This is a genomic window from Flavobacterium sp. LC2016-23, from assembly GCF_009674775.1.
Lineage (GTDB): Bacteria > Bacteroidota > Bacteroidia > Flavobacteriales > Flavobacteriaceae > Flavobacterium.
This window is the reverse complement of sequence record NZ_WKKE01000007.1, coordinates 106,602-131,108: the sequence shown is the minus strand read 5'-3', so window position 1 is coordinate 131,108 and position 24,507 is coordinate 106,602. Positions and strand designations below refer to the sequence as shown.

Below are 24,507 nucleotides of genomic sequence, written 5' to 3'. Positions count from 1 at the left end.
AAAATTTCTTTTTTAAAATTGGATTTTTTCCAATCAAAACCAACAATAATGACACATATTATTCTAAAAATCAACAGATTAAACTTAGTTATATTATCTTTGGAAATTGCAGGATAAAACTATGAACCCAACAAAACCTAATGCCGCTTTTACAGACCTTGAGCCTTTATCAGAAGACAAGATCAACCATCCGGCAGAATTAATTCTGGCCAATAAAAAACTGGCACAGCAAATAGAAGATCGCGGCAAACGTGCCGCCGAATTGGCTATTGCCAATACAGAACTGGCTTTCCAGAATAAAGAAAAAGAAAAACGCGCTGCAGAGCTTGTTATTGCCAATGAAGAGCTGGCCTTTCAGAACAAAGAAAAAGAGAAGCGTGCCGCCGAACTGGTTATCGCCAACCGGGAACTGGCTTTTCAAAACAAAGAAAAAGAAAAGCGTGCTGCCGAATTACTGATTGCCAATATTGAACTTACCTATCAAAACGAAGAAAAGGAAAAACGTGCTTCAGAATTAATCATTGCCAATAAAGAACTGGCTTTTCAAAACAAAGAGAAAGAAAAGCTTGCCGCTGAACTCATTGACGCCAATAAAGAACTGGCCTTTCAGAACAAAGAAAAAGAAAAACGTGCTGCTGAACTTCTAATTGCCAATATCGAACTTACTTTTCAAAACAAAGAAAAAGAGCAACGCGCTGCCGAACTCTTACTTGCCAATACCGAACTGGCTTTTCAGAACAAAGAAAATGAAAAACATGCAGCAGCATTACTGATTGCGAACAAAGAACTTGACTCTTTTACCTATATTTCAAGTCATCATTTGCAAGAGCCCCTCCGAAAAATTCAGGTTTTTTCCAATCGCATTCTTACTGACGAACACCAGAATTTATCTCCAAAAGGACAGTATTATTTTAAACGTACTGAATTTGCAGCTGCCCGCCTGCAAACACTTTTAAATGATCTGCTTACGTATTCCCGAACCAATTCGACCGACAAAAAGTTTGTAGATACAAATTTAAACAGCGTCGTACAAAAAGCACTGGAAGATCTTGAAGATGATATTGCAGAAAAAAAAGCTATTATCGAAGTTTCTGATCTGGGCAATGCAACTGTTATTCCACTTCAATTCAAACAGCTTTTAAAGAACCTTATTTGTAATTCCCTTAAATTTTCGAGACCCGGTTTTCCTCCCCATATCGTTATTCAAAACCATATTCCGTTTGCAAGATCAAAAGCGAAAAATCAATCCAAGAATGATTATGCCCATATTAGCATCAGTGATAACGGTATTGGATTCGACCCGCAATTTAAAGACCGTATTTTCGAACTTTTTCAGTGTCTGCATACTAATTCGGAGTATGAAGGAACAGGAATTGGTCTCGCTATCGTAAAAAAAATTATCGAAAATCACAATGGAAAGATAACAACCAAAAGCGAGATCAATAAAGGCGCAACATTTGATCTCTATATCCCGATATTAGGCGAATAGACGAAACGATTTAAGAGCTATTTCGGGTTTTTGAGCGAAAGAAATTCCGTATTAACCCTTGTCAGATTTCCATATAAATCCGTCGAGAAGGTAGTGCGTAAATTGCGGAACACTTAATAATGGAACAGCCAGAAATTCCCAGCCGGAAAGGTTTAGTGCTGCAACAGAAATATTTTCATTCCACACCAAAACTTCCCACAAAAATTCTTCCGCAAAAGCAATACACAGTAAAATTGCTGCATAGATAAAAATGCCTTTGTACCGCTTTAAATAACATAACACCCCCAATTCTGAATCAGTTTTGCTATCAATTTCCCTAAAATACACCAGCGCCATATAGGGAATTCCGTGTGAAATTACATTTAACAAGGTAAAAATCAGATCGTCATTAAAATAAACTATGCCGAAATACCAGGACAATGCCGTCCCTAAAATAATGCTGTTTTTCGGAATATTAAAGAAGCTGTTTTTTATACTGGTATACAACGCGTAAATCAAATAACTGATTAAAATAGCGATGTAAATCCAGAATAGAATTGCTAAAATCGTTTCGTTATGAAAACGAAAAAATTCATTTTCTACGAACCAGTTAAACTTTCTTGGTGAGGATAGAAACCAATACAACATAGGGTATCCGGTTGCGGCATAAATCGTAAGATTATCCAGAAAAACAGATTCTTTTGTTTTGTTTTCATTCCTTGCATACAAGCGCATGAAACCATATTGCTGTCTGATAAAATGATAAACCGCAACATACGCCAGAAAAGACCAGAACACCATACTGCCAAAAGCAAAGAGAACAAAGCCCACAGCGAAGCAGATTACGGGTACAATGGTCAGCAGTTTTTTCCTCTTTTCAAATTCTTTTTTTACAAAATAGGTTTTAAACAACGTTGCATAAACATGCGCCACATCTATAAAAACGATTAAAAAGAGCCAGGTGTAAAAGGAATACCGCTCCTCGATTCCGGTAATAAAATCCTGAAACAGAAAAATAAAGGCCAGCACGAAAAAAGAAGGTCCGATTATGAAAAAGAAATCGGTTTTTGATTTATGAATCCAGGGTTGTGTCATCTAAAATCTGATTTACAATATTAATTCCGTGATGAAAAGCTTCTTCAAAAATAGAAATACCGGACAGATCGGTATGGGCAAAATAGATCCGTTTATCAATGTTTTTTGAGGCTTGTTTTTTTGCTTCCCCAAAGATAAAACCCGGCACCGGACTAATCATTCCGTGTCCTAATACAAAAACGTTCATTTCTTCGGTAACACTTTCAATATCCGGATGTGCCATTTTCAGATCGTCAAAAACCAGCTGTTTCCAATATTCTGTTTTCTTTTTATAAATTTCCTTTCTCGTCTTTTTAAGGTCCGGGCCTGAAAAACTATAATAATACGTAATTACTTTTTTGGTTTGTAACTGACTTACAGACTGATGCTGATCGTATACATAGCCCAATCCTTTTGATCCGTAAATAATATTATCCCAGGACAACGGGAAACTAAAATTATCGGCAAGGTCAGACACAACCAGCGTAGCCAAAAGCCAGGGAGTATAATGAAATTCTTTGGTGAACTCTTTTCTGTCTTTCATAATATATTGATTGACAAATTGAGGTGTCGCCATGATTACTTTGTCGGCAATAATGGTTACGGACGTTTTTTTATGATTATCGAAAGTTTTGGCAACAGCTTTATTCTTTTCGATTTTAAGCTCATAGACCAGGTGGTTTTTTAACGCTTTGTCCTTAGTATATTTCTTCAGGTGCGCAGCCAGTCGTGCATTCCCTTCGGGCCAGGTTAAAACACTGTCCTTTTTATCAGACGATGCATCCTGTTTTCTTCCGGCAAAATAATGAATTCCGGCCCAGGCCGAAACGTATTCAATTCCCAATCCGAAATCGTCCTTGCAGCAGTAATCGATATAATTAAATAAAGGTGCTGATTTGAAATTATTTTGTTCAAACCATTCTTTCATTGTTATTTCATCTAAAGCCCTGGTAGCGGCATCAGCAGAAGAGAGACGAAGCGGAATATCAAATAAGTACTTCCCGTCCTGTCCTTTTGCACTTCTGAAAAAATCCATTTGTCTGAAAAAGGTTTTCAGTTCTGCATCTTCGGCAGCCGTATTTCCTTCTTTGGGAACAACACCTTCCTGCCAGCTGTTTTTGTAAAACAATCGTTCATCGGGAGCAAAAGTAAGCTGGAGTTCATCAAAAAGAGGAAGCCCTTTGGAATCATACCCGATGATAATCTTTTCTTCTTCCAGAAAATGCAATAATTCTTTGTCCTGAAAATTAGGCAAAGGCAGGTAATGCGCACCTAGTGGATATTTGGAATACTGGTTTTCTCCATTGGAGGAATTTCCTCCCAGATGATCCTCCAGTTCCACCAGAATAAAATCAGAAATGCCTCTTTTCGTGAGCTGACGCGCCGCACTCAGACCCGATATACCACCTCCGACAATAAGATAAGAAGTCTGTATCTGAGACGTTGGTTCCGGAAAATCCTTAATCCATAATCGATGTCCCAAAAGATGCTTTGTTCCCGACAAACGAATCATTAAAACGGCTATCTTGTCGGTACAAAACTGCAAAAACGGAACCAGAAGCAGCGAAGCCGCAATTCCTTTTACAAAACTTCGTCTGGAACTATTGTAATTTTCCCCATTCTTCATCAAAATAGCGCACTAAAATTTGGTTATCTAAACGATTGATTTCAATTTCATTTGAAATCATATCTTTAGTAAAATAATTATACCGGTCAAACTGATAATTATAAAACTTCAATCCTGACGCTTGTCTGTTTACGGTATTAAAGGTGGTGTTAAAACCATTAATCGCAATCGTAAATCCCCATTCCCCAAAAGAAGGGACATAAGCATGATACGCATCTGCCTGAGGAAAAACAGCCATTACCGTTTTATTGATACACCAAAATGATTTTGGTGCAAAATAAGGCGATGTCGTCTGGATCACTACTGCTGCATCTGGCTGCAGGATGCTTTGAACGGTCTGGTAAAAATTTAGGGAATATAATTTCCCCAGGCTGTAATTGGAAGGATCCGGGAAATCAATAATCGCCACGTCAAATTTTACTTTACAGCTTTTGGCCCAAATGTAAGCATCGGTGTTGATTACGGTAACTTTTGGATTGTTTAGTGAATTACTGTTCAGGCCGGTCAGTACTTTATTGGTCTTAAACAATTTCGTCATTCCCTGATCCAGATCGACTAAGGTAATCGTTTTTACGTCTTTGTATTTCAAAATTTCACGCACGGCCAGACCATCGCCGCCGCCCAGAACCAAAACATGACTGACCTTTTTTGCAATTGACATTACAGGATGAACCAGGGCTTCGTGGTAACGATATTCGTCTGCAGAACTAAACTGTAGGTTGTTGTTGAGATAGAGCCTGTAATCGCTCTTATTATGCGTTAAAACGATTCTCTGATAGGGAGTTGAGTGTGTGTAAATAATATTTTCCCCGTATAATTTCCCTTCGGAATATGATAAAATATTTTCTGAAAATATAAAAACGGTCAATAACAACAGGAACGAAAGAATTGCTTTTACTTTCAGGAAGTAACTATTCTTTAATTCTGATTTCAAAAGAAAGCACAATACAATGGCAATGCTGACATTGATCATACCAAAGAATAGTGAAGTGCCCATGATTCCAAGTTTCGGAACCAGTAGCAACGGAAAAAGTATCGACGCCAATAAGGCACCAATATAATCGAAAGTAAAAACATTCGAAACCAAATCCTTAAACTCGACTTTGTCTTTCAGGATGTTCATCAGTAACGGAATTTCCAAACCCACTAAAAAGCCGGTTACAAAAACAAGCAAATACAAGATGAACTGAAAAGACCCTACGCTTTCAAACAATAAAAACAATACTACGGAACTTAAGCCCCCGATTAACCCTACCAATATCTCGATTTCGACGAAAGTATTCAGCAGGTTTTTATGGAAAAACTTAGAAAAGAAAGAGCCAATACCCATCGAAAACAGGTAGACGCCAATGATAAATGAAAATTGTTTTACAGAATCCCCTAATAAATAACTGGCGAGCGTTCCGGCAACGAGCTCGTAAACAAGCCCGCAGGTCGCAATTATAAAAACGGCAAAAAGCAATAAAAATTCAAACCTGATAAACTTTTTACCCATGAATTGCGGCACTAATAATCATCGAGATCCCAATGATAAAAGCTGCCAGGACAATAGCAACGGCAACATTGTTTTTCTCTACTACTTCTTTCCAGGTATTTTCCGGAGTAATTTTCTCAATTACAAAATAGGCGGCTAATAAAATTATGATTCCCAGAAATGAAAAAAGAATCGAATTGATAACGGGTTGGTAATGTATTAAATCCATAGTTTAAAGATTTATTTATGATAAAAACGGTTTACTGAACTTCTGTTTCCTGCGGTAGTATAACTTTCTGTCGATTCGCAATCGCAGATCCGGTTTCCCGAATAGGCAAAATACAAATAGACCCCAAAGCAAAACAGTCCGATTAAGGTTGCTGCTATATTATTTTTGATAAAATCAATTATATTTTTCATACTGTTTATTCGCTATAGGGAGAGTAATGACTGTCTTCCCATCTTCTTTTCTCAAAACTTAAACTGGCAAAACTGATGATGACAAGAACAACAATCATAAAAATAATAACCAGCCAGACATTTCGGCTCGAGGGCTGATTCCAGACCACTTTAACTTTCATGACGTTATTACGACTGTCTTCGGGTGCTTTTTGTGACGTAATCAAAAGGTGGTATTTGCCTTCTTTTATACCGCAGATATTAAACTCCTGGGTCTGGCCGCCCTCTGTCCAGCTTTCGCCGCCTTCATAGCCCGAATAATACTCGATATCTTTGTTGGCGTGAATTTCATCACTCGTTTTCTCATCCACCAAAGCCACATCAACGTTGGCCCAGGAGTTATCGACTTCTGTTGAAACCCATATGCTTAAGGGTGCCGAACCTCCTTTTAGCTCAAAGGGGGCGCTTATTATTTCTTTGTTATTGTTACTGTCAAAGGCTATCTCCTTATAAAATACATTTTGTTCGGTCTGATCTTTATAAATATACCAGTTCGAACAGATGATTAACAAAGCGAAAAAACAAAACACAATGGCCGTATTCGTAACGTCAAAATAAAAAGGCTGCACCACACTTACACCCGTCTTAAGTCTTAAAATACTATTCGGAAACGCTTTTTTAATTTCTCTCTTACTGATGTATTCGCCCAGATAAGTGGTCTGCACCTTATTCATCTTTTCAATAGAAATCATTGATGGAGGCTGAATATACTCCACCATATGAATCCAGGTATTGGGCAATTCAAAATCGAAAAAACCTTCTGCCGTTTCTATCGCAACATCCGTGTATTCGTAGAGCTTAAATTGACTCCCGTCATACTCTACTGCATGCGGATGTTCCCTTACATCATACTCTTCTTCTATTTCTGTCAGAAAAATCCAGTGTCCGTTGCTTTCGGAAAGGTATACAAATTCATTCTTTTTATTGACCAGAATATATTCTTTCCAGAAATAATCCGGATATACTTTTTTGACGATCATACCCGTAACGGTATACTCCTCTCCTTTCAGGAATCCTTTATTCCCAATAGTAAAAGCAAAATTGTCTATATCAGATTTAAACTTAGATTTTCGTCTAAGCTCACCGTCTTCGTGTGTCACGTACAAACTATGACAACTCGGGCAGACAAAGTTAACTACCTTAAAACCAACCTCTAATTCGGTAACAGTATTACAATCGTAACAAGGAACTTTCATATCTGCTTAACGATTAATTTCAAAATCTTTTATAATAGTCCCCTCAAAATAAGCCACATAATCGGCCATAACCTCTTTTACCTTTTGCGAATTGTCCTGCAGGTAATTGCACAAATAAACATCAAGCGTCAGCTGGCTGTATTCCGGCCAGGTATGAATGCAGATATGGGATTCTTTTAAACAGAATGAAATGGTAAAACTGTTGTTTTCAAAATTATGCACCACCACACCTACTTTCTCCAGAAAATAGCGCTCTAAAATTAGATTGGTAGCATCAACAAAGCCCTGACTATCGGTTAGTTTCTGAGGTTTATCGACATGTAAAGTAACCAGTTTGTGCAGTCCCGGCGAATAAGGGGGTAAATCCATTACAGTTATTTAGGTAACAAAAGGATCCAAATATAGAATAATTTATTTAATAATTTTAACATAAAAATAAGATTTAAAAAGCGTCATCGCTCTACTGTTTTCAAATACAATTTTAATGTTTTTGAGGCGCTGTATTTCTGTAAAAAACAGTACTTTTGCATAAAATTGAAAAGCATATCTTACAAAATAAACCTGTTTTTACTAAAATATATATCTTAAAGAATTTTAATATCTTTGAATCATGAGCACAGCAACAAAACCAAATCACATAGGCCGAAAAATCAGCCGAATTCGTGAACTTAAAGACATGAAGCAGGAAGCACTGGCACAAGCTTTAGGTACCAACCAACAGGCCGTTTCGATTATCGAGAACAGCGAGACGATTGACGAAGAAAAACTTAAAGAAGTGGCAAAAGCCCTTGGCGTAACTGTAGAAGCGATAAAGAATTTTTCAGATGAAGCCGTAATCAATTATTTTAATAATAATTATGATCAGGGAACTTTCAATATGGGCAATCACCTTAATAATTGCACCTTCAATCCTTTAGATAAAGTAGTCGAACTTTACGAACGTTTGGTACAAGCCGAAAAAGAAAAAAACGAAATATTCAGAGAAATTGCGAAAGGGAAATAACCCTTTTTTAAAACACAAATAATACTATGTAAAGAGACCCTGATCGGTCTCTTTTTTGTTTAAAAAACATGGACTTCCTTCTTAATTCTGACAGTTTGACATTGTATTTTTCATACGTCATTTCTCCGTCACGTTACCGTCACTCCTCCGTCACCGCTCCGTCACTCCTATACGTGAACTTTATTGTAGATTTTGGGTAGATTTGGTCTTTTTTTGCCATATTGTCAGGGATTTTGGTGGTTTGATGTTGATTTTATTAGTTGTTAAATTGGTGGTCCAATTAATTTTATATCCGCAATATTGTCATTTCGACGAAGGAGAAATCACATTCGTAATTCGACAAAGATTGGCGACTTTCAGTAAGGAGTTTCTGGTGTGATTTCTCCTTCGTCGAAATGACAAACTGTACAACACCAACTTTGTTATTATTTTAATAAAAAAGATTATTCCATAAAAAAACCCTTGTGAATTAAACTTCACAAGGGTTTCTAATTTTGCAGAGAGGAAGGGATTCGAACCCTCGATACAGTTACCCATATACTAGCTTTCCAGGCTAGCTCCTTCAACCACTCGGACACCTCTCTATTTCGGTTTGCAAATAACACAAAAAAAAATGACTTACAAAAGTAAAATCTAATATTCTTTAGATGCTTTTTCGAAACTCTTCCATAAACAGTTTTACGGCCTTTTTCTGGTAACCGCCAATCGTCAGCATAAACGAATCTCTTTTGGTCGGAACTCCCGTAATCTGAATCGATTTGAGGTTATCCCAGCCTTTTAAGGCTTTTTCTGCCACTATCGTCGCCCAGTCACTGTTCTCAACCATTTGCAGCAAAGCGTGAATGGAATTTAACTCTATGGCGATTTTGGGTTTCATGTTGTGTTTTAGAAACAGCCCTTCTACAAATTCCCTGGAATTGGAGCCTTTTCCGGGTAAAATAAGCTGAATTTCTTCTATTTTCTTAAAGGCAATTTTATCCAGAACTGCCAAAGGATGCGATTTTGAAACCGCCATGACCATGTGCGAAGTAAACAAAGGCACTTTCTGGATCGTAAGCTCTATTTCGTGTGACGAAATTACCAGCACCAAATCCAGTTCGTTGTTCATTAGTTTTTGTTCCAGAGCTTCTGTTGTGCCATACTCGACTACAATTTTGAGGTTTTGATACCTTTTTGCAAAGGAATTGATTACCGGCAAAATCAAAAGTCCGAAAATATACGTTACGCCTACCCGAAGTTCGCCGCCAATCATTTCGTTTAAATCGTCGATGGCCTGCTTTCCGTTTTGTACCTTTTCGATGACCTGCTTGGCATGAATCAGGAAAACAGATCCGGCTTCGGTAAGCTGTACTTTTTTTCCGATCCGGATAAACAAAGGCATTCCGAGTTCTTCTTCGAGTTTTTTGATCTGTTGCGATAATCCGGATTGCGTAACAAAACACAGCTCGGCGGCTTTTGTAAAATGAAGTACCTCAGCCGTTTTAATAAAATACTGTAGTTGATAGATTTCCATATTGATAATTTTTTCTACTTATTATCAGTAAAATTATTAATTTTTCTAATGAAATCATAATCCCGAACTTTGTAAAAAAACAGCAAGGGTTATGTTTAAGGCGTTAAAATCAAAAAACTTCAAATTATTCTTTTACGGTCAGTCGGTTTCGGTTATTGGGACCTGGATGCAGAAAACTGCGGTCAGCTGGATGGTCTACAGCATCACAGGATCTGTTTTCTTACTGGGACTGGCTACTTTTCTGAGCATGATTCCCTCCTTATTTTTAGCACCTGTGGCCGGAAGTATTATCGGCCGTTACGACAGACACCGCTCCATGATGATTTTACAATCACTGGCCATGCTTCAGGCGGGTGCACTGGCTTTGCTTATTTACCTGAAAATATACAACATCAACTTTATTCTGGCATTGAGTCTTGTTCAGGGTATTATCAATGCGTTTGACATGACCTGCCGACAAACCATGATGATTGATATCGTCAATGACAAAGAAGATTTACCCAATGCCGTAGCACTTAATTCAACGCTGAACAACTTCGCCCGAATTGCCGGTCCAGCCCTGGCCGGAATTATTCTGCACCAGTATGGAGAAGACATTTGCTTTATTGGAAATTTCATTAGTTATATTCCGGTTCTGATTTCATTGCTACTGATGAAAATCACACCCCATATCAAAGCGGAGCATAAACTTAAAATGCTGGACGATCTGATAGAAGGCCTTGATTACGTCAAAAAAGAAACCGAAATGGCCCGAATGCTCTTGATGTTAATGTGCAGTAGTTTATTTGTCATTTCTTTCAACACGCTTATGCCTGTTTTTGCCAAAGATATCTTTAGCGGAAATGCCCAGACTTTTAGCTGGTTCGAAAGTGCCGCGGGGATTGGTTCTGTGCTCTCCGCGATTTATCTTGCCAACCTGAAATCGTCCAAAAACATGAATAAAATAATGATTGCGTCGAGTTTATTGCTCGGTTTCAGCATTATTATCCTCGCCATTTCAAACAGTCTGACCATTGCACTAATCTGCATGACGCTGAGCGGTCTCGGAATGATGGGACAAACCTCATCGATCAACATTTATATTCAGACACAAAGTGCCGTCAATATGCGATCCAGAAGTATTAGTTATTACCTGATGGCGTATCAGGGAATGATTCCTGTGGGAAGTTTGATTATCGGGTATCTCTCCCACTCTCTTGGTGTGCGAACTACGGTGGCAATTCAGGGTATCATCTGTATTCTTTCGGTGATTGTTTACGTGTATTACAAAAACAACAAAGCTGTTGAAGAAGATTTAGAAACTTGTCCGGTACGTTATAAGGATTGATAAATTCCAATTTTGGTAGCGATCTGAATAAATTCCAAATTCCAATTGTTCACAATCTTGTCATTTCGACCGAAGGGAGACCCGAGCGACAGCGAATAGACGAAGTAAATCACACAAGTAACTCCGTACCTATAATCGCCAATCTTTGTCGATCATCTAGTGTGATTTCTCCCTTCGGTCGAAATGACAAACCATGCGAATTAAATGAGCTTACATCACCTCTATGGGAAAAAATCACGTTCGGAATTCTATAACAATTGCCATTTTAGGAATGGAGTTACTTGTGTAATTTACTTTGTCTATAAGCTCTCTCGCTCGGGTCTCCCTTACGTCGAAATGACAAACTTTGAGTGATCCGTTTTGGAATTTGGAATTTAAAATATTGTTTTTTTATAATGAAATCTCCCCGCGTAAAGAAGTTTCAAAAATAGTTTTGAAGTTTTTTGCTTCTATTTCATGACCTAACAGGTACATTAGTTTTGTAATAGCCGCTTCCGTTGTGATGTCTTTACCTGAAATTACCCCTAATTCTTTGAGTGCCGTACTGGTTTCATATTGTCCCATATTGACGCTTCCGCCGGAACACTGCGTCACATTTACGATATGCAGGCCGGATTGGATTGCTTTCTGAATCAGGCTTAAAAACCATTCTTCGGTCGGGGCATTTCCGGAACCGTAGGTTTCCAGAACAATTCCTTTTAGGTTTGGCGTTGACAGGATCGATCCCAAAACAATTTCGCTCATTCCGGGAAACATTTTTACAATGGCCACATGATTGTCTAAATTCTTATGCACCAATAATTTTGCATCGGTTTTTACGGGAAGGAACAAATGGGAATTTAATTTAAGATGTACGCCTGATTCTACCAATTCAGGATAATTGGGTGCCGTAAAAGCCCTGAAATGTTCTGCGTTTACTTTAGAAGTGCGGTTGCCGCGGTATAATTTATATTCAAAATACAGACAGACTTCATGGATTACGGGTTTGTCATTTTCCTGTAATGAAGCAATCTGAATGGCGGTGATCAGGTTTTCTTTAGCATCGGTACGCAAATCCCCTATTGGCAGCTGTGATCCGGTAAAGATTACGGGTTTGGCTAAATTTTCCAGCATAAAACTCAATGCTGAAGCCGAATAAGACATGGTATCGGAACCATGCAAAACTACAAAACCGTCAAAAGCCAAATAATTCTCCTCGATAATCGTGGCCATTTTGGCCCACATCTCCGGATTCATATTCGAGGAATCGATTGGGTTTTCAAATGAAACCGTTTCGATTTCACAATCCAGTTGTTTTAACTCCGGGATTTTTTGCAATAGTTTACTAAAGTTGAAAGCTTTGAGTGCTCCTGTCTCAAAATCCTTACTCATACCGATGGTTCCTCCGGTATAAATTAAAAGTATTTTAGCTTTAGATGACATCCTGATATTTTAGTTTATTGACAACCGGATTGGCATACATAGATAAAAATCCTTGTCTGGTCACAGGATTATCACTTCCGATTCGTATTTCTAAACGGCGTTCAAAAAGCGATTTTTCGTTTTCTTTGTACAGATGTGCAAACTTATTTGTTTGGTTTAAAATATCGTAAGCAATAAAATTAGTCGGCCATAATTGGTAATTTTTCAGAATAGAATCATCAATTACCTGCGCCAATGCCTGAATTTGCTTGTTGGCATTATCATTCTCGGCTACAATCTGATCAATTTCCGTGTTTAAAACATCGCCAACAGAAATATGTATTCTCTTTTTAGTTCCCATAATACCACTTAAAATGGTCATGAAATCTTCGTTTTTATCCTTGATATAAACTTCGTTGTTGGCTTCTGCCATTAATTGCGGCATTTTCAGCACATCGGTAGGATCGTATTCGTATGAAATAGAAACGGGAACAATTTTTATTTTCTTAAAATAGTCCATCAGATTGGCTTCATCAGAACCCATTCCGATCATTTTCAGTACTCCGGGATTCGTTTCGTCATTTCCGTCTTTGGTACGGCCTTCTCTTTGGGCAATCCAAACCGAACGATTTTCACGAAGCAATAATTGCCCCATGTATTCGGATAATAATTTAGAACTCTGCAGCATTTCTCTTGGCGTTAAACCTCTTAAAACCAAAAAGTTTCTGTTCAGTTTTGCCAATGTGCTCAAAAATGCTTTTTTAACCAGGTTATCTCCGATAGCCGATGCGGTCATGACTAAACCATGTTCAAAAAGGCAAACATTTAATAAAGTGGTATCCAAGAGAATATCTCTGTGGTTCGAAATAAATAAGTACGATGTGTTTTTTTCTAATTTATCAAAACCTGAAGTGGTAAGGCCTTCTGAGCTTTTTTCAAGAACTTTTTGTATGGTATTATAAATAAAGTTGCATTGAAAATCACGAATCGAATGTGTTTTTTTAAGCTGCTCTTTCCAAACCTCATCTTCTACTTCCGGAAAAGTAAAGTTCATCATGGTTTTCATCATCGGATGATTGACAACATCATGAAGTGCTTCATTTATTTCTGAATCATAAAACGGTCGAATGGCATCAAATCTCTGCATTAATATCTATTTTAGGGGGCAAAAGAACAAAAAAAAAATTAAAGTATTGTAAGTTCAGGGTTAAATACCGAAAACGTCTTTTGAATTTTGGGTCGTAATTGCTGCTATTTCTTCTTCGGAAACATCATAAATATCAGCTAGTTTTGCTACAACATTTACAATATAACTGCTTTCATTTCGTTTTCCGCGATACGGAATTGGCGCTAAATAAGGCGAATCAGTTTCGAGAACAATATGTTTTAAATCGATCTCTTTTAAAAACTGATCAATTTTTCCGTTTTTAAAAGTCGCCACACCACCGATTCCGAGTTTCATATTATAAGATATGGCCTGTAAAGCCTGTTCGTGTGTTCCGGTAAAACAATGGAAAATTCCAAACAAATCTTCTGATTTTTCTTCTTCCAGAATTTCAAATATCTCATCGAAAGCTTCACGGCAATGGATTACGATGGGCAGTTTATACTGTTTCGCTAACTGAATTTGTTTTCGGAAAGCAAGTTGCTGCTCCGCCAGATGTGTTTTATCCCAATACAAATCGATTCCGATCTCTCCAATGGCATAAAATTTTCTTTTTGCTAATTCGGTTTCCACATGCTGCAGCTCCTCCAGGTAATTGTCTTTCACGTAAGTGGGATGCAGCCCCATCATCAGAAACACATTTTCGGGATAGTTTTTCTCCAGCTCATACATCGACTGCGTTGCAGCAGCATCGATTGCGGGAATAAAAAAGCGGGTTACTCCGGCAGTAATGGCTCTCTGGATCATTTCATCACGGTCCTGATCAAATTCTTCTGAGTATAAATGTGTGTGTGTATCGGTAATAATGGTTGTTGCGCTCAATGGGACTTATTTTTAAGAAGCCAAAATTACGACAATATTAAAAACTTTCCCAATTTGAATGGTTTGGGTGGTAAATGGGACACGGATGACACGGATTCACTTCGTGAAAACGCGGATTGTCACGGGTTTTCTGGTTTATGGATGGTTTGTTACGGATCCTTCTCGTCCGTAAGACAATAAACTCAAAATGAAAACGAGGAATCTCCCTAAAGAAATTCCCCGTTTCGAAATGACATGCTAAATTTTGACGGACTTACTCCAAATCTTTCAGTAAGAGCTGTACTGCTACATAATCTTCATAATCCTGCGGAATGGTGAGCAGGATTTTTTTGCATCCGGCATAATCTTTTTGCTTCAATTTACACAACGCAAGATTCCAGGTGGCTTTCTCTTTATATACCGATGTTCCTGATCGCAGCGCTTCAAAAACACTTTCTGCTTTTTTATACTGGTTTTCTTCTAATAAAGAAATACCATAGAAAAACTGAATTTCGGGCGTTTTGGATTCCATTAATAGTTTTTCAAAAAGCGGAATTGCAGCTTTATATTTTTCAGCATTAAAAGCTATTTCTGCTTGTTTTAAAGTAGTATTGGTATGTCCCCTTTCTGTAAAATAAGCCTGTTCGTGCTGGCTGTAATCTTCATAAACGGGATTTTTGCCATAATTAAAAAAGAACAAACCAAGCAAAATCACAATAGAAGCTGCAACGGCATAATTCCAAGGTTTTAGGGCAATTACTTTTGATTTATTTTTATGGAAATGTTTATCCGAAATCTTCATTAGATTTTCTTTGAACGCTTCTCTTTCTGCTGCTATTCCGAATTTATGTTCCAGTTGCTGCTGCGCTGTTTTGAAAGCCATGAACTCGGCAGCAAATTCGGGATCCTCCGCGATTTGTTTTTCAAAATTCGCTTTTTCATCAGGAGTGAGTTCATCCTGAAGGTATTGATCGAATAATAGGTAGCGTTCTTCGTTCATGACTAATTATTTTTTAGAGATTTAAAGTTTTTCGTTTCCTGAATCCACTGCGTCAACTGGCCAATGCATAAGGATTTCTTTTTACGGACATACCCATAAGTTACATTGAGCTTTTCGGCTACTTCTTCCATCGATTTAATTTCAAAACTCAGCTTTAGTAATTCCTGGCATTTGTCTCCTAATTTTTGAAACATGGCGTCAAAAAGCTGCTGTTTTTCATCAAATTCTTCGGTTTGTTCGACCAATTCATGAGCAGATTCATTTATAGATCCCGCATCTTCATTAATTGTTACCCCTTTATTAGCTGTTTTTTTCAATTCGTTCAGCCATTTTCTTTTGCACAGCAGGAAAAAATAGGCATCAAACGGACAGGTCAGTTCCAGGGTATTGGCTTTGGCCTGATTGAACAGCAGTATCAGTACTTCCTGAACAACATCCTGCGCCTGATCCTGATTGCCGGAATTGTTCCTGATATAGAACACGACTTTCGGAACAAACTTTTTATAGATCTCCTGGATTATAATGGAATTATTCGCGGCAAGTCCTTCGATATATTTTTGGTCGGAATGAATTTTGGTTTTGGCCATACAACAGCTTTTTAAAAAGCTAATGTAGAAAGAATCTCAAAATAAATTTAAAAACAGGGGTAACAATTCTAAAATCAGATGGATATAGCAAAGCAGGAAACTTTTAAAACAATTCAAAAAATTAAAAGAAATGGAAAGTTATCATCTTATACACGAAAAAAATCTGGACCGGTTTCACAAAATGCTTTTGGCTAAAAAACGAAACGGTTTTGTCATTATCGAACAGAACGAGAAATTGCCTTATGCCGTTTTATCGAAAGAGAAAACAGAAATCAATCATCCTTTTCACTTATTTCTTACGGTGATCACATTGGGTCTCTGGTCCATCATCTGGATTTATCTGATTGTATCGCTTGCCCGAAAAAAAGACATTCTGGTTGCATTGGATGAAGACGGAAATGTTTTTGAAGAAAAGTGCTTTTCGAAATAAAATTGAAAAAAAGTAAAAAAGAGGGGTAACAAAATTTCAACCTAATTTATCTACTTCTATAAAACCTGAAATAAATTAAAAACAGGGGTAACAATTTCCCCCCATTAAACATCTATTATTAAATAACTATTAAAACTGAATATCATGAAAACAAATTTTAAAACAATCGGACTATTATTATTCGCTATAACGACATTAGTAAGCTGTGATAACAGCGACGGCGACAACAACAATTCAATCCTGCCTCCGACTGCTGCAGCATTTAAAGGAATCACCGAAAAAGGAATCAAAAGAAATACGCAAAACTTTACCGTAACAGCCGGAAACGGACTGGTAAGCTTCACTTCTGCAAAAGGGGTTAAAGTAAACATCAACGGAGACTGTTTGACTAAAAACGGAACTCCTGTAACCGGAGCCGTAAATATTGAATATATCGAGCTTTTTGACAAAGGAAATATGCTGGTGACCAACAAACCTACCATGGGAATTACAGCAGACGGAAAGAAAAATTTATTGATTTCAGGTGGTGAATTTTTCATTAAAGCGACTCAGGGCGGTGTTGAACTTCAGACTTCCTGTTCTATGAACATGTTGGTTCCTGCAACTTTAACAGATGGTGTAGACAATGCAATGACTTTATGGACAGGTGCTATCAATGAAGCCGGAGAACTGGCCTGGAGAGAAGCGAAAGCCGGCGCAGATGGCGGTAACGGAAAAGGCGGCGTACAAGGCGAAGGAAACAATTATTATGTGACTTTCGGGAATTTCGGATGGACAAACGTAGACCGTTTTTACAGCGACCCAAGACCAAAAACTACAATTCTTGTAGATGTTCCGGAAGGTTTCGACAACAACAACAGCGCGGTTTATTTGTCTTATGATGGTGAAGGAACAAATGCATTGGCGAAACTGGATACGTATACAGCAGCAGGATTATTTAGTGAACACTACGGACAAATCCCGATTGGACTGGCTTGTCACGTGATTTTTGCAACCGAAGATAATGGTCAATGGCGTTACGCAATCAAAGGGGTGACAGTAGCTGCCGGAGACATTTATACTTTCACACTTGCCGAAACAACAGTCGGCACAGAAGCGCAACTGATAGCGGCAGTGAATGCTATTCAGTAACTTACAAAATACTTTTTAAGAAAAAGTGGTGATTTGCTCATCACTTTTTTTTACATTTAATCCAGTTTTAAAATTAATTCTGATGATTTCAGAAGCTAATCCTGCTATTCGTTGCACTCTTTTTTGTCTCCGGACAGCTATCGGGACCGGCAAAAAAGGATTTCCACTACTATCAGGGCTAAAAAGTATCTAGTTATGAAACCACTATCCTCTATTCTCTTTCTTCTGTTTTCTATATTCGCTTTCTCCCAAACCAAAGTAAAAGACACCATCACCCGAAGAGCCACTATTGTTTTTATCCAAAACGGAAATGCCGTTACCTACAAACCCGAGACGCCACCGTTAATTCCGATAGCAGGTGCGCCAAAACCAAGCTATTCGTATTTATGGGAACTGGGAGACGGGCATTACAGCAAAGAGGCCGAACCGAAACATGTCTACAAAAACAAAGGAAATTATACCGCAAGACTTGCCGTAACCAACAATTACGACAATGGAAAACCTCCGGCAACACGACCAAAGAAAGTCGCTGTAAATGACATCACCGACACGAATTATAAAGATATCGCATCGATAGCCGACCAAAACGGATTTGCGATCTTAAAAAACTGTGACCCGATTCCGGAGCAGGAAATGGTAGTTGTAGTAAGTTATCAGAATCTGGAAAATTATGTTTCCAGCGGTAAACTGTATTTGTTTTATAATGAGAAGCAATTCAAAAGCAATAATTTCGAATTGGTCGATTTCAGGACATACGCAAATGAACGGGAAGTCAAAGAAAATCCGGTCGCTGCCGTTGATGATCTGGATGATACTAAATCGTATCTGGCTTCTGCCGAAAACACTTTCAAGACCAAAAAATACAGAAACACCACCACCGAAGAAGATCTTGACGCTTCCTTAGCAGACGCCAACAAAACGTATCATAATGTGTCTGTCTTAGAGTTTGACGATGCTAATCCGGGAGAAACCCGCAATCTTTTTTACACGTTTAAAACAACGCCCGAAATGATCAAGGATACCAGCGCAACGGTCACCATGCGCGGAATTTTTGTTCCCAACCGAAGTTATAAAAACCATAAGATAAAAAACCTCGAAATGGAAATTGTTACTTCCCATGATCCCAACAAAATGGGGTCTAACGGACGTTTTATGAATTACAGGCTGGTACGTTTTAAAAGGGTAAACTTCAAAACCCGTTTTCAGAACAATGGCGAAGGACCTGCAAGAATGATTCGTCTTGAAACAGATGTTCCGGATATGTTTGACAAAAAAACATTTCAGATTGAAGACCTGTATCCCAAATGTCCGATTTGCCCGAAAGGCGAAGAACCAACGGTAAGCTGTCTGGATACCATCATTAAAAAGAACCAGATCTTTTTTACGTTTAAGAACATCTATTTACCGGGAAGCGAACAAAAAAATGTACACGAAAAAGACAGTACAAAAGGTTTTGTGAAATATTCCATGAAGTTTGCCGAAGACTTTCATAAGGTAAAAACGCGAAGCCGTACTGCCATCATTTTCGACAAAAACGAGCCTATAATTACCAATTATGCCACTACCCGATTTTTACCGGGAATCTCTATCGGGGCAAAAGCGGGTTACAATTTATATCCGGATTTAGACAATTCGACCAGTTATTTTGTGGGCGCCACAATTTCGCCTTTTAAATCCTATCGTTTTTACTGGCAGGCCGAATGGGTTAACAGCATCAATAAATACGATAGTGCCTCAAACGTAATCGACGAAGTGGTTGTAAATCCGAATGGGGTAAAACAACGGCAACGCACCACCACAAGTACAGAAAACAAAAGTGTCAATTGGGAAGTGCCGGTGCTGATTCGGTACAATATCAATAATTACATCGGAGTTGGTGCGGGGGTACAGGCCAATTTCAATGTTTCCCAAGAGCAGACTCAAAATATTAAAATTGAATCTTTTGAGGGTGATTCGACTAAATTTATAATCAACACCAGAACTGCTTCTAATGCCGTCAAAAATTCGTTTTCCGATCTTAAAACCGGATTATTGTTTGATCTGACTGTTGGTGCCGCGAGAATTGGCCCGAGTCTGGGGGCACGTTACGTGATTAATTTCGAACAGAATTTCAATTATTTTCAGTTTTATGGAATCTGGAAGTTTTAAGGTTATTACACAAAGTTGCACGAAGGTTTTTCACAGAGATACGCAGAGAAAAAAGGGTTTGCCACGAAATTTTTAATTTAAAAAAGTATAGTTTGCCACGAATTACACGAATTGTCACTAATTTTTTTCGTTATACTGCTTAAATTAATTCGCGGAAATTCGTGTAATTCGTGGCAAAAAAAACTTAAAATCCTTTAGTGAGCCTTTGCGAAAACTTCGTGAGTCTCCGTGAAATAATCGAATAACATGACAAAACTGTATTGCTATATTTTATTCTTCACATCGGTAATACTATCCGGGCAGCCATCTTTTTCGGAAGAAGATAAGCTATACCATGCCATTGATGTTTTTGTTGCGAATCCTTCGGCGAAAGCCCTGCAAAATTTAACGGATACAGAAACAGAATTCTGGAAAAACCCAAAGCCCAAAACCAAAGAGGCTTTACTGGCCATTGTGGTTTTAAATTGCAATAAAGCCTACTATGAAAATCAATTCGGGCAATCTGAAAAAGCGATTAAAAGCTACGAAAAAGCCTGGCTCCTATATCAGAGGCATCATTTTAAAGGCTACGATATTATCGAATACTGTCTTAAACCTTTAGGTAATTTATATACCCTTCTCGGTGATTATGACAATGCTGAAAACACTATCAAACAGTATTATTTTATTGCCGATCAGGAGAAAAATGAACCTCAGAAAGTAGCGGCAATCCTTAATTTGTCGAATGTGTATCAAAACACCGGAAATCTATACAAAGCAATTGATCTACTTGAAAAAACAATCCAGACCGAAAAATTAACCCCAACTCAAAAAGGGATTTTATTAAACAATCTAGGTGCTGATTATTTCCTGACGACTAAACGTTTTTTAATACAAACAACTGCTTTTGAGAAGGCCGAAAGTTCTTTTCTTAAAGCGATCTTACTCTTAAAAAAGGATCCTTCGCAGGCGGAGACTTTATCCAATTCGTATCGAAATCTGGCCAAACTAAAAATAGAACAAAACGACCTGACCAAAGCTTCTGACTATTTCGAAAAAGCCAAAACAGCTTTCCATAAAACTTCCGGCCAGGAGCCCAGAAAAATAGCACAATTGTATTATGAAGCGGCTTTTCTTTCTTTCAAACTAGGAAAAATAAAAGATGCCAGCCAGAATATTAGTGCTGTTTTTAAAACGCTCCTTCCGGATTATTCTCCTTCCAAAAGTATTCTTCCCAATCAAAATTCGCTTTATGCAGAAACGGTTTTGCTGGATGCTCTGGATTTGCAGGCAGCACTATATCTGGCGCAAAACCAGCCCAAAAATGCCCTGAAAAGTTTTGCCCTTTCGTTTCATATCGAAGAATTGTTTCAGTCGTTTCTGGTGTATGAAAATTCTAAAATCGTAACCCAGATCCGAAACCGAAACCGAACCGAAAAGTGTATTTCTATTTATTATTCCCTTTACGAAAAAGAGAAAAAGATGCATTACATCGAAAGTGCTTTTTTGCTTTCGGAACAAACCAAATCGGTGGTTTTAAAAAGCCGTCTTCATGAAAATGCCAGTAGGTCAAGAGCAGAAAAACACATTCTGCAACAGCTTCAAAATTGGAATACGGTTATTCTAAAAGAACAGCAAAAACTGGAACTGGCCAATATTTCTAAAATTAATGAAGCCATAAAAAAGCAAAATGAACTGATGCTGCTTCTTAAAAAAGAGAAAAGTGAAGACGCTACCGAAACCAATACTACTTTTGATCTTCAAAAATTATACGGCAAATTAATGCAGGATAATGCCGTACTAACGGAGTACTTTGCAGGCTCTACTGGTATTTATAATTTTACGGTCGAAAACAACACCATAAAGCTTTACTATATTTCCCTGGAAGGTACCGGATTTACCAGTCTAATGGAATTTATTCGCTTTTTTAATGATCCCAATACGATTACCAATAATCCGCAGCACTACAACCGGGTTGGAAACCGTATTTATAAATATCTTAAAATTCCGTCCACCGGAAACCATAAAAACCTCATCCTTATTCCGGATGGTGTTTTGAGCTTTCTTCCTTTTGAAGCTTTAATCACAAAAGAATCGGCTACAACAAATTTTGCTAAAATGCATTATTTACTGAATGATTTTAATGTCGCGTATAACAATTCTGCTTCCTTTTATGTGAATTCTGTTCCGTTTTCTAAACCTAAAAAAACGGTTTTGGGAATTTTTCCGATTTTCGAAAATACCGATTTTGCGCTGACTTTTTCTAAGAATGAACTGCAGTCTATAAAGAAGAATTTCGATGGTCAGTTTTTCGAAAACAGCAATGCGACTTTTTCTAATTTTAAAAAAAATGCCGTCCATTATTCCATTTTACATTTGAGTACGCACGCTTCTTCCGGTGATCTGGAAACTCCGGCAAGCATCAAATTCTACGATCAGGAAATCCTGTATTCTGAATTGTACAATCTCCATATAAATCCGGATCTGGTTGTCCTGAGTGCCTGTGAAACCGGCATAGGCAAATTATACAAAGCAGAAGGTGCCATGAGTGTTGCCAGGGGTTTTCAGTTTGCAGGTGCACAAAATTTATTGTTTTCTTTATGGAAGGTAAACGATTTCACGACTTCTGTTTTTATGGATGACTTTTATACCAACCTCAAAAAGAATCCATCTTATTTTGAAGCCAATGCCAATGCGAAACGTGATTTTCTACAAGACCCGAATATTCCCAATGCTAAAAAATCACCTTATTACTGGAGTGCGTTTGTCTATTACGGCAGTATTGCGCCAGCTGAAAAATCTTCCAATTATATCGTATACATCATTAGTATTTTGATTGTAATTGGTTTATTTTTGATTTTCAATCCTTATCAGAAATGGAAGATCTTCACAAAGTCCTCAAAAAAGCAAAATACCGAAAAGTAAAATTCAAAATTACCAAAACCCAGCATTTATTAATTAAGGCAAAAATAAATGGTGTTTCAGGAAATTTCATTTTAGATACCGGAGCTTCCAATACCTGTATTGGTTTTGAAAGTATTGAATATTTTGAAATCTCCGCCAAAAAATCTAAAACCAAAGCCTCCGGAGCCGGTGCCACCGGCATGGAAACCCAGGTTTCTTCCCATAATCATTTGCAGCTCGGCAGCTGGAAAAATAGCGATTTCAGTTTGGTCATTTTTGATCTTTCACATGTAAATGAGGCTTTAACATCCTACAAAGCAAAAGCGGTACACGGTATTATCGGTGCTGATGTTCTGCTTAAAGGGAAAGCTATTATTGATTATTACAATCATTATGTTTATCTGCAATAAAAAAGGGGTGCTTTTTATTGAAACGGAAACGATTTACGCTTCACTTTCTTTATTGGCAACCGTATGTTTTTTTAATGAAAAATAAGCCACTACTGTACTCATGAGCATTAAAAAACCTCCCAAAATAAAGGGTGATCCGGCAAATTTAAAAGGAGCGTTGTCATGGGTGAAAAAGAAAAAAGTGTTCGCCATCATGGGCGGACCAATGATCGAAGAAGCACTCATTAAACTCGTTAAAGTTCCCTGAATTTCTCCCTGCTCGCTAGGCGATACTTTACTGGCAACCACAGATTGTAATGCCGGTCCGGCAATTCCGCCAAGACAATACGGGATTAAAAACACAAACATCATCCAGCTTTCTGTTGCAAAGGCAAACAGCAACATTCCGATGGTATACAAGGCCAATCCGATATAAATACTTTTTTCATTTCCTAATTTCGGATTGATCCAGCGAACTAAACCTCCTTGTACAATTCCCACCAACAGACCAATTATTCCCAAAGAGATTCCGATCATTCGTTCGTCCCAGTTGAACTGATAAATGGTAAAGAAACTCCAGTTGCTTTGTACCGCATGAGATCCAACGTACAATAAGAATATCGCTGTAATTAAGCCAATCAGTGAGGGATGTTTCTTCAGGCCCAGAATTGCACCAACAGGATTGGCCCGTTTCCAATTGAAAGGCCTGCGGTTTTCTTTTTTCAGGGATTCCGGTAAGATGAAAAATCCGTATAGGAAATTGACCATGCACAAAACGGCCGCTGCATAAAAAGGCACTCTTGATCCATATTGCCCTAATAAACCGCCAATGACCGGTCCGATGATGAATCCTAATCCAAAAGCGGCACCTACCAGACCAAAGTTTTTGGCCCTGTTTTCGGGTGTACTGACATCCGCAATGTAAGCTGAAGCTGTTGTTATACTGGCTCCGGTTACTCCTGCAATAATTCTTCCTATAAATAACCATAAGATAGTTGGCGCAAAAGCCAGCAAAAGATAGTCTAATGAAAATCCGAAAAGCGAAATTAAAATAATCGGCCTTCTCCCGTATTTATCACTCAGATTACCAATTACAGGTGCAAACACAAACTGGGTTATAGCATACGCAAAAGTCAGCCAGCCGCCTATTTTTGCCGCTTCGCTGATATCACCATGAATTAATTCTTTTATTAATTTTGGAATTACAGGAATAATAATCCCCCATCCCGTAATATCAATTAACATGGTTATAAAAATAAAACCAATCGCCGCAGACTTGTCTTTTTGTAGCATAAACTTTATAATATAAGGTGATACAAATAAACATCTTTTTTTTAATTAACAATAAAAAAATCCCAAACTCCTTAAATTGGAATTTGGGATTTTTTGTGTTTTTTGGAATTCCTCCAAGAATTTGGAATTTGGAATTTC

At 37.9% G+C, this 24,507-nt stretch carries 22 protein-coding genes and 1 tRNA gene; 8 read left to right on the top strand and 15 right to left on the bottom strand.

Translation table 11 applies throughout. The features are described 5' to 3' along the window. Window positions 1-121 precede the first annotated feature (121 nt). Window positions 122-1,489, top strand: a complete 1,368-nt coding sequence (locus GJU43_RS07790) for an ATP-binding protein (protein ID WP_154340215.1) — start codon at window positions 122-124, stop codon at window positions 1,487-1,489. A 51-nt stretch (window positions 1,490-1,540) separates the two neighbouring features. Here GJU43_RS07790 and GJU43_RS07785 read toward each other — a convergent pair whose 3' ends face one another. Genes GJU43_RS07785 through GJU43_RS07755 form a run of 7 tightly spaced genes read right to left on the bottom strand, consistent with a single transcriptional unit; the run spans window position 1,541 to window position 7,667 of the window. Next, window positions 1,541-2,563 (bottom strand): hypothetical protein, encoded by a 1,023-nt coding sequence (locus GJU43_RS07785; protein WP_154340214.1) that lies wholly within the window; start codon window positions 2,561-2,563, stop codon window positions 1,541-1,543. Then, window positions 2,541-4,169, bottom strand: a complete 1,629-nt coding sequence (locus tag GJU43_RS07780; protein WP_154340213.1) for an FAD-dependent oxidoreductase — start codon at window positions 4,167-4,169, stop codon at window positions 2,541-2,543. Before GJU43_RS07780 ends, GJU43_RS07785 begins: the two co-directional genes overlap by 23 nt. After that, window positions 4,144-5,664 carry a polyamine aminopropyltransferase gene (locus GJU43_RS07775; protein WP_154340212.1) on the bottom strand — a complete coding sequence of 507 codons (1,521 nt, stop codon included), beginning with the start codon at window positions 5,662-5,664 and terminating at the stop codon, window positions 4,144-4,146. Before GJU43_RS07775 ends, GJU43_RS07780 begins: the two co-directional genes overlap by 26 nt. Continuing rightward, window positions 5,657-5,872 carry a DUF350 domain-containing protein gene (locus GJU43_RS07770; protein ID WP_154340211.1) on the bottom strand — a complete coding sequence of 72 codons (216 nt, stop codon included), beginning with the start codon at window positions 5,870-5,872 and terminating at the stop codon, window positions 5,657-5,659. The genes GJU43_RS07775 and GJU43_RS07770 overlap by 8 nt, the downstream gene beginning before the upstream one ends. 11 nt (window positions 5,873-5,883) lie before the next feature. Then, window positions 5,884-6,063 carry a hypothetical protein gene (locus GJU43_RS07765; protein WP_154340210.1) on the bottom strand — a complete coding sequence of 60 codons (180 nt, stop codon included), beginning with the start codon at window positions 6,061-6,063 and terminating at the stop codon, window positions 5,884-5,886. 5 nt (window positions 6,064-6,068) lie between these two features. After that, window positions 6,069-7,298, bottom strand: coding sequence for a DUF4178 domain-containing protein (locus GJU43_RS07760; RefSeq protein WP_154340209.1), 1,230 nt, complete (start codon window positions 7,296-7,298; stop codon window positions 6,069-6,071). A 6-nt stretch (window positions 7,299-7,304) separates the two neighbouring features. After that, window positions 7,305-7,667 carry an S-adenosylmethionine decarboxylase family protein gene (locus tag GJU43_RS07755; RefSeq protein WP_132032341.1) on the bottom strand — a complete coding sequence of 121 codons (363 nt, stop codon included), beginning with the start codon at window positions 7,665-7,667 and terminating at the stop codon, window positions 7,305-7,307. A gap of 241 nt (window positions 7,668-7,908) precedes the next feature. On the opposite strand from GJU43_RS07755, the gene GJU43_RS07750 reads away from it, so the two are divergent. Further along, window positions 7,909-8,301: a helix-turn-helix domain-containing protein gene (locus GJU43_RS07750; protein ID WP_154340208.1), complete on the top strand. Its 393-nt coding sequence runs from the start codon at window positions 7,909-7,911 to the stop codon at window positions 8,299-8,301. Between the two features lie 497 nt (window positions 8,302-8,798). On the opposite strand, the gene GJU43_RS07745 is transcribed toward GJU43_RS07750, so the two are convergent. Together GJU43_RS07745 and GJU43_RS07740 are read right to left on the bottom strand one after the other, a co-directional pair. After that, window positions 8,799-8,885, bottom strand: a tRNA-Ser gene (locus GJU43_RS07745). Window positions 8,886-8,944: 59 nt separating this feature from the next. Beyond that, window positions 8,945-9,814, bottom strand: a complete 870-nt coding sequence (locus tag GJU43_RS07740; protein ID WP_154340207.1) for a LysR substrate-binding domain-containing protein — start codon at window positions 9,812-9,814, stop codon at window positions 8,945-8,947. Between the two features lie 91 nt (window positions 9,815-9,905). Here GJU43_RS07740 and GJU43_RS07735 point away from each other — a divergent pair, with 91 nt between their 5' ends. After that, window positions 9,906-11,141: an MFS transporter gene (locus GJU43_RS07735; RefSeq protein ID WP_154340206.1), complete on the top strand. Its 1,236-nt coding sequence runs from the start codon at window positions 9,906-9,908 to the stop codon at window positions 11,139-11,141. Between the two features lie 390 nt (window positions 11,142-11,531). Here GJU43_RS07735 and GJU43_RS07730 read toward each other — a convergent pair whose 3' ends face one another. From GJU43_RS07730 to GJU43_RS07710, 5 genes are all read right to left on the bottom strand, one after another. After that, complete coding sequence (locus GJU43_RS07730; protein WP_154340205.1) at window positions 11,532-12,563, bottom strand: asparaginase; 1,032 nt, start codon at window positions 12,561-12,563, stop codon at window positions 11,532-11,534. Beyond that, on the bottom strand, window positions 12,553-13,689 hold the full coding sequence (locus tag GJU43_RS07725; RefSeq protein ID WP_154340204.1) for a 1-acyl-sn-glycerol-3-phosphate acyltransferase: 1,137 nt from the start codon (window positions 13,687-13,689) through the stop codon (window positions 12,553-12,555). The genes GJU43_RS07730 and GJU43_RS07725 overlap by 11 nt, the downstream gene beginning before the upstream one ends. Window positions 13,690-13,749: 60 nt before the next feature. Further along, window positions 13,750-14,529, bottom strand: coding sequence for a TatD family hydrolase (locus GJU43_RS07720; protein WP_154340203.1), 780 nt, complete (start codon window positions 14,527-14,529; stop codon window positions 13,750-13,752). A gap of 253 nt (window positions 14,530-14,782) precedes the next feature. Then, the gene (locus GJU43_RS07715; RefSeq protein WP_154340202.1) at window positions 14,783-15,508 is read right to left on the bottom strand and encodes a CDC27 family protein; all 726 of its coding nucleotides are present in this window, start codon (window positions 15,506-15,508) and stop codon (window positions 14,783-14,785) included. Between the two features lie 2 nt (window positions 15,509-15,510). Next, complete coding sequence (locus tag GJU43_RS07710) at window positions 15,511-16,095, bottom strand: RNA polymerase sigma factor (RefSeq protein ID WP_154340201.1); 585 nt, start codon at window positions 16,093-16,095, stop codon at window positions 15,511-15,513. Window positions 16,096-16,225: 130 nt separating this feature from the next. Here GJU43_RS07710 and GJU43_RS07705 point away from each other — a divergent pair, with 130 nt between their 5' ends. The 5 genes from GJU43_RS07705 to GJU43_RS07685 all read left to right on the top strand — a co-directional run bounded on the left by GJU43_RS07705 (window position 16,226) and on the right by GJU43_RS07685 (window position 23,097). Next, the gene (locus GJU43_RS07705) at window positions 16,226-16,525 is read left to right on the top strand and encodes a hypothetical protein (protein ID WP_154340200.1); all 300 of its coding nucleotides are present in this window, start codon (window positions 16,226-16,228) and stop codon (window positions 16,523-16,525) included. A gap of 144 nt (window positions 16,526-16,669) precedes the next feature. Continuing rightward, window positions 16,670-17,656, top strand: coding sequence for a hypothetical protein (locus GJU43_RS07700; RefSeq protein WP_154340199.1), 987 nt, complete (start codon window positions 16,670-16,672; stop codon window positions 17,654-17,656). A 195-nt stretch (window positions 17,657-17,851) separates the two neighbouring features. After that, entirely contained in the window at window positions 17,852-19,804 is a 1,953-nt protein-coding gene (locus GJU43_RS07695; protein ID WP_154340198.1) for a PKD domain-containing protein, read from the top strand. A gap of 246 nt (window positions 19,805-20,050) precedes the next feature. After that, window positions 20,051-22,708: a CHAT domain-containing protein gene (locus GJU43_RS07690; protein ID WP_154340197.1), complete on the top strand. Its 2,658-nt coding sequence runs from the start codon at window positions 20,051-20,053 to the stop codon at window positions 22,706-22,708. Continuing rightward, on the top strand, window positions 22,660-23,097 hold the full coding sequence (locus GJU43_RS07685) for a retropepsin-like aspartic protease (RefSeq protein WP_154340196.1): 438 nt from the start codon (window positions 22,660-22,662) through the stop codon (window positions 23,095-23,097). The genes GJU43_RS07690 and GJU43_RS07685 overlap by 49 nt, the downstream gene beginning before the upstream one ends. Window positions 23,098-23,130: 33 nt before the next feature. Here GJU43_RS07685 and GJU43_RS07680 read toward each other — a convergent pair whose 3' ends face one another. Beyond that, on the bottom strand, window positions 23,131-24,369 hold the full coding sequence (locus tag GJU43_RS07680) for a TCR/Tet family MFS transporter (protein ID WP_154340195.1): 1,239 nt from the start codon (window positions 24,367-24,369) through the stop codon (window positions 23,131-23,133). Window positions 24,370-24,507: the final 138 nt, after the last annotated feature.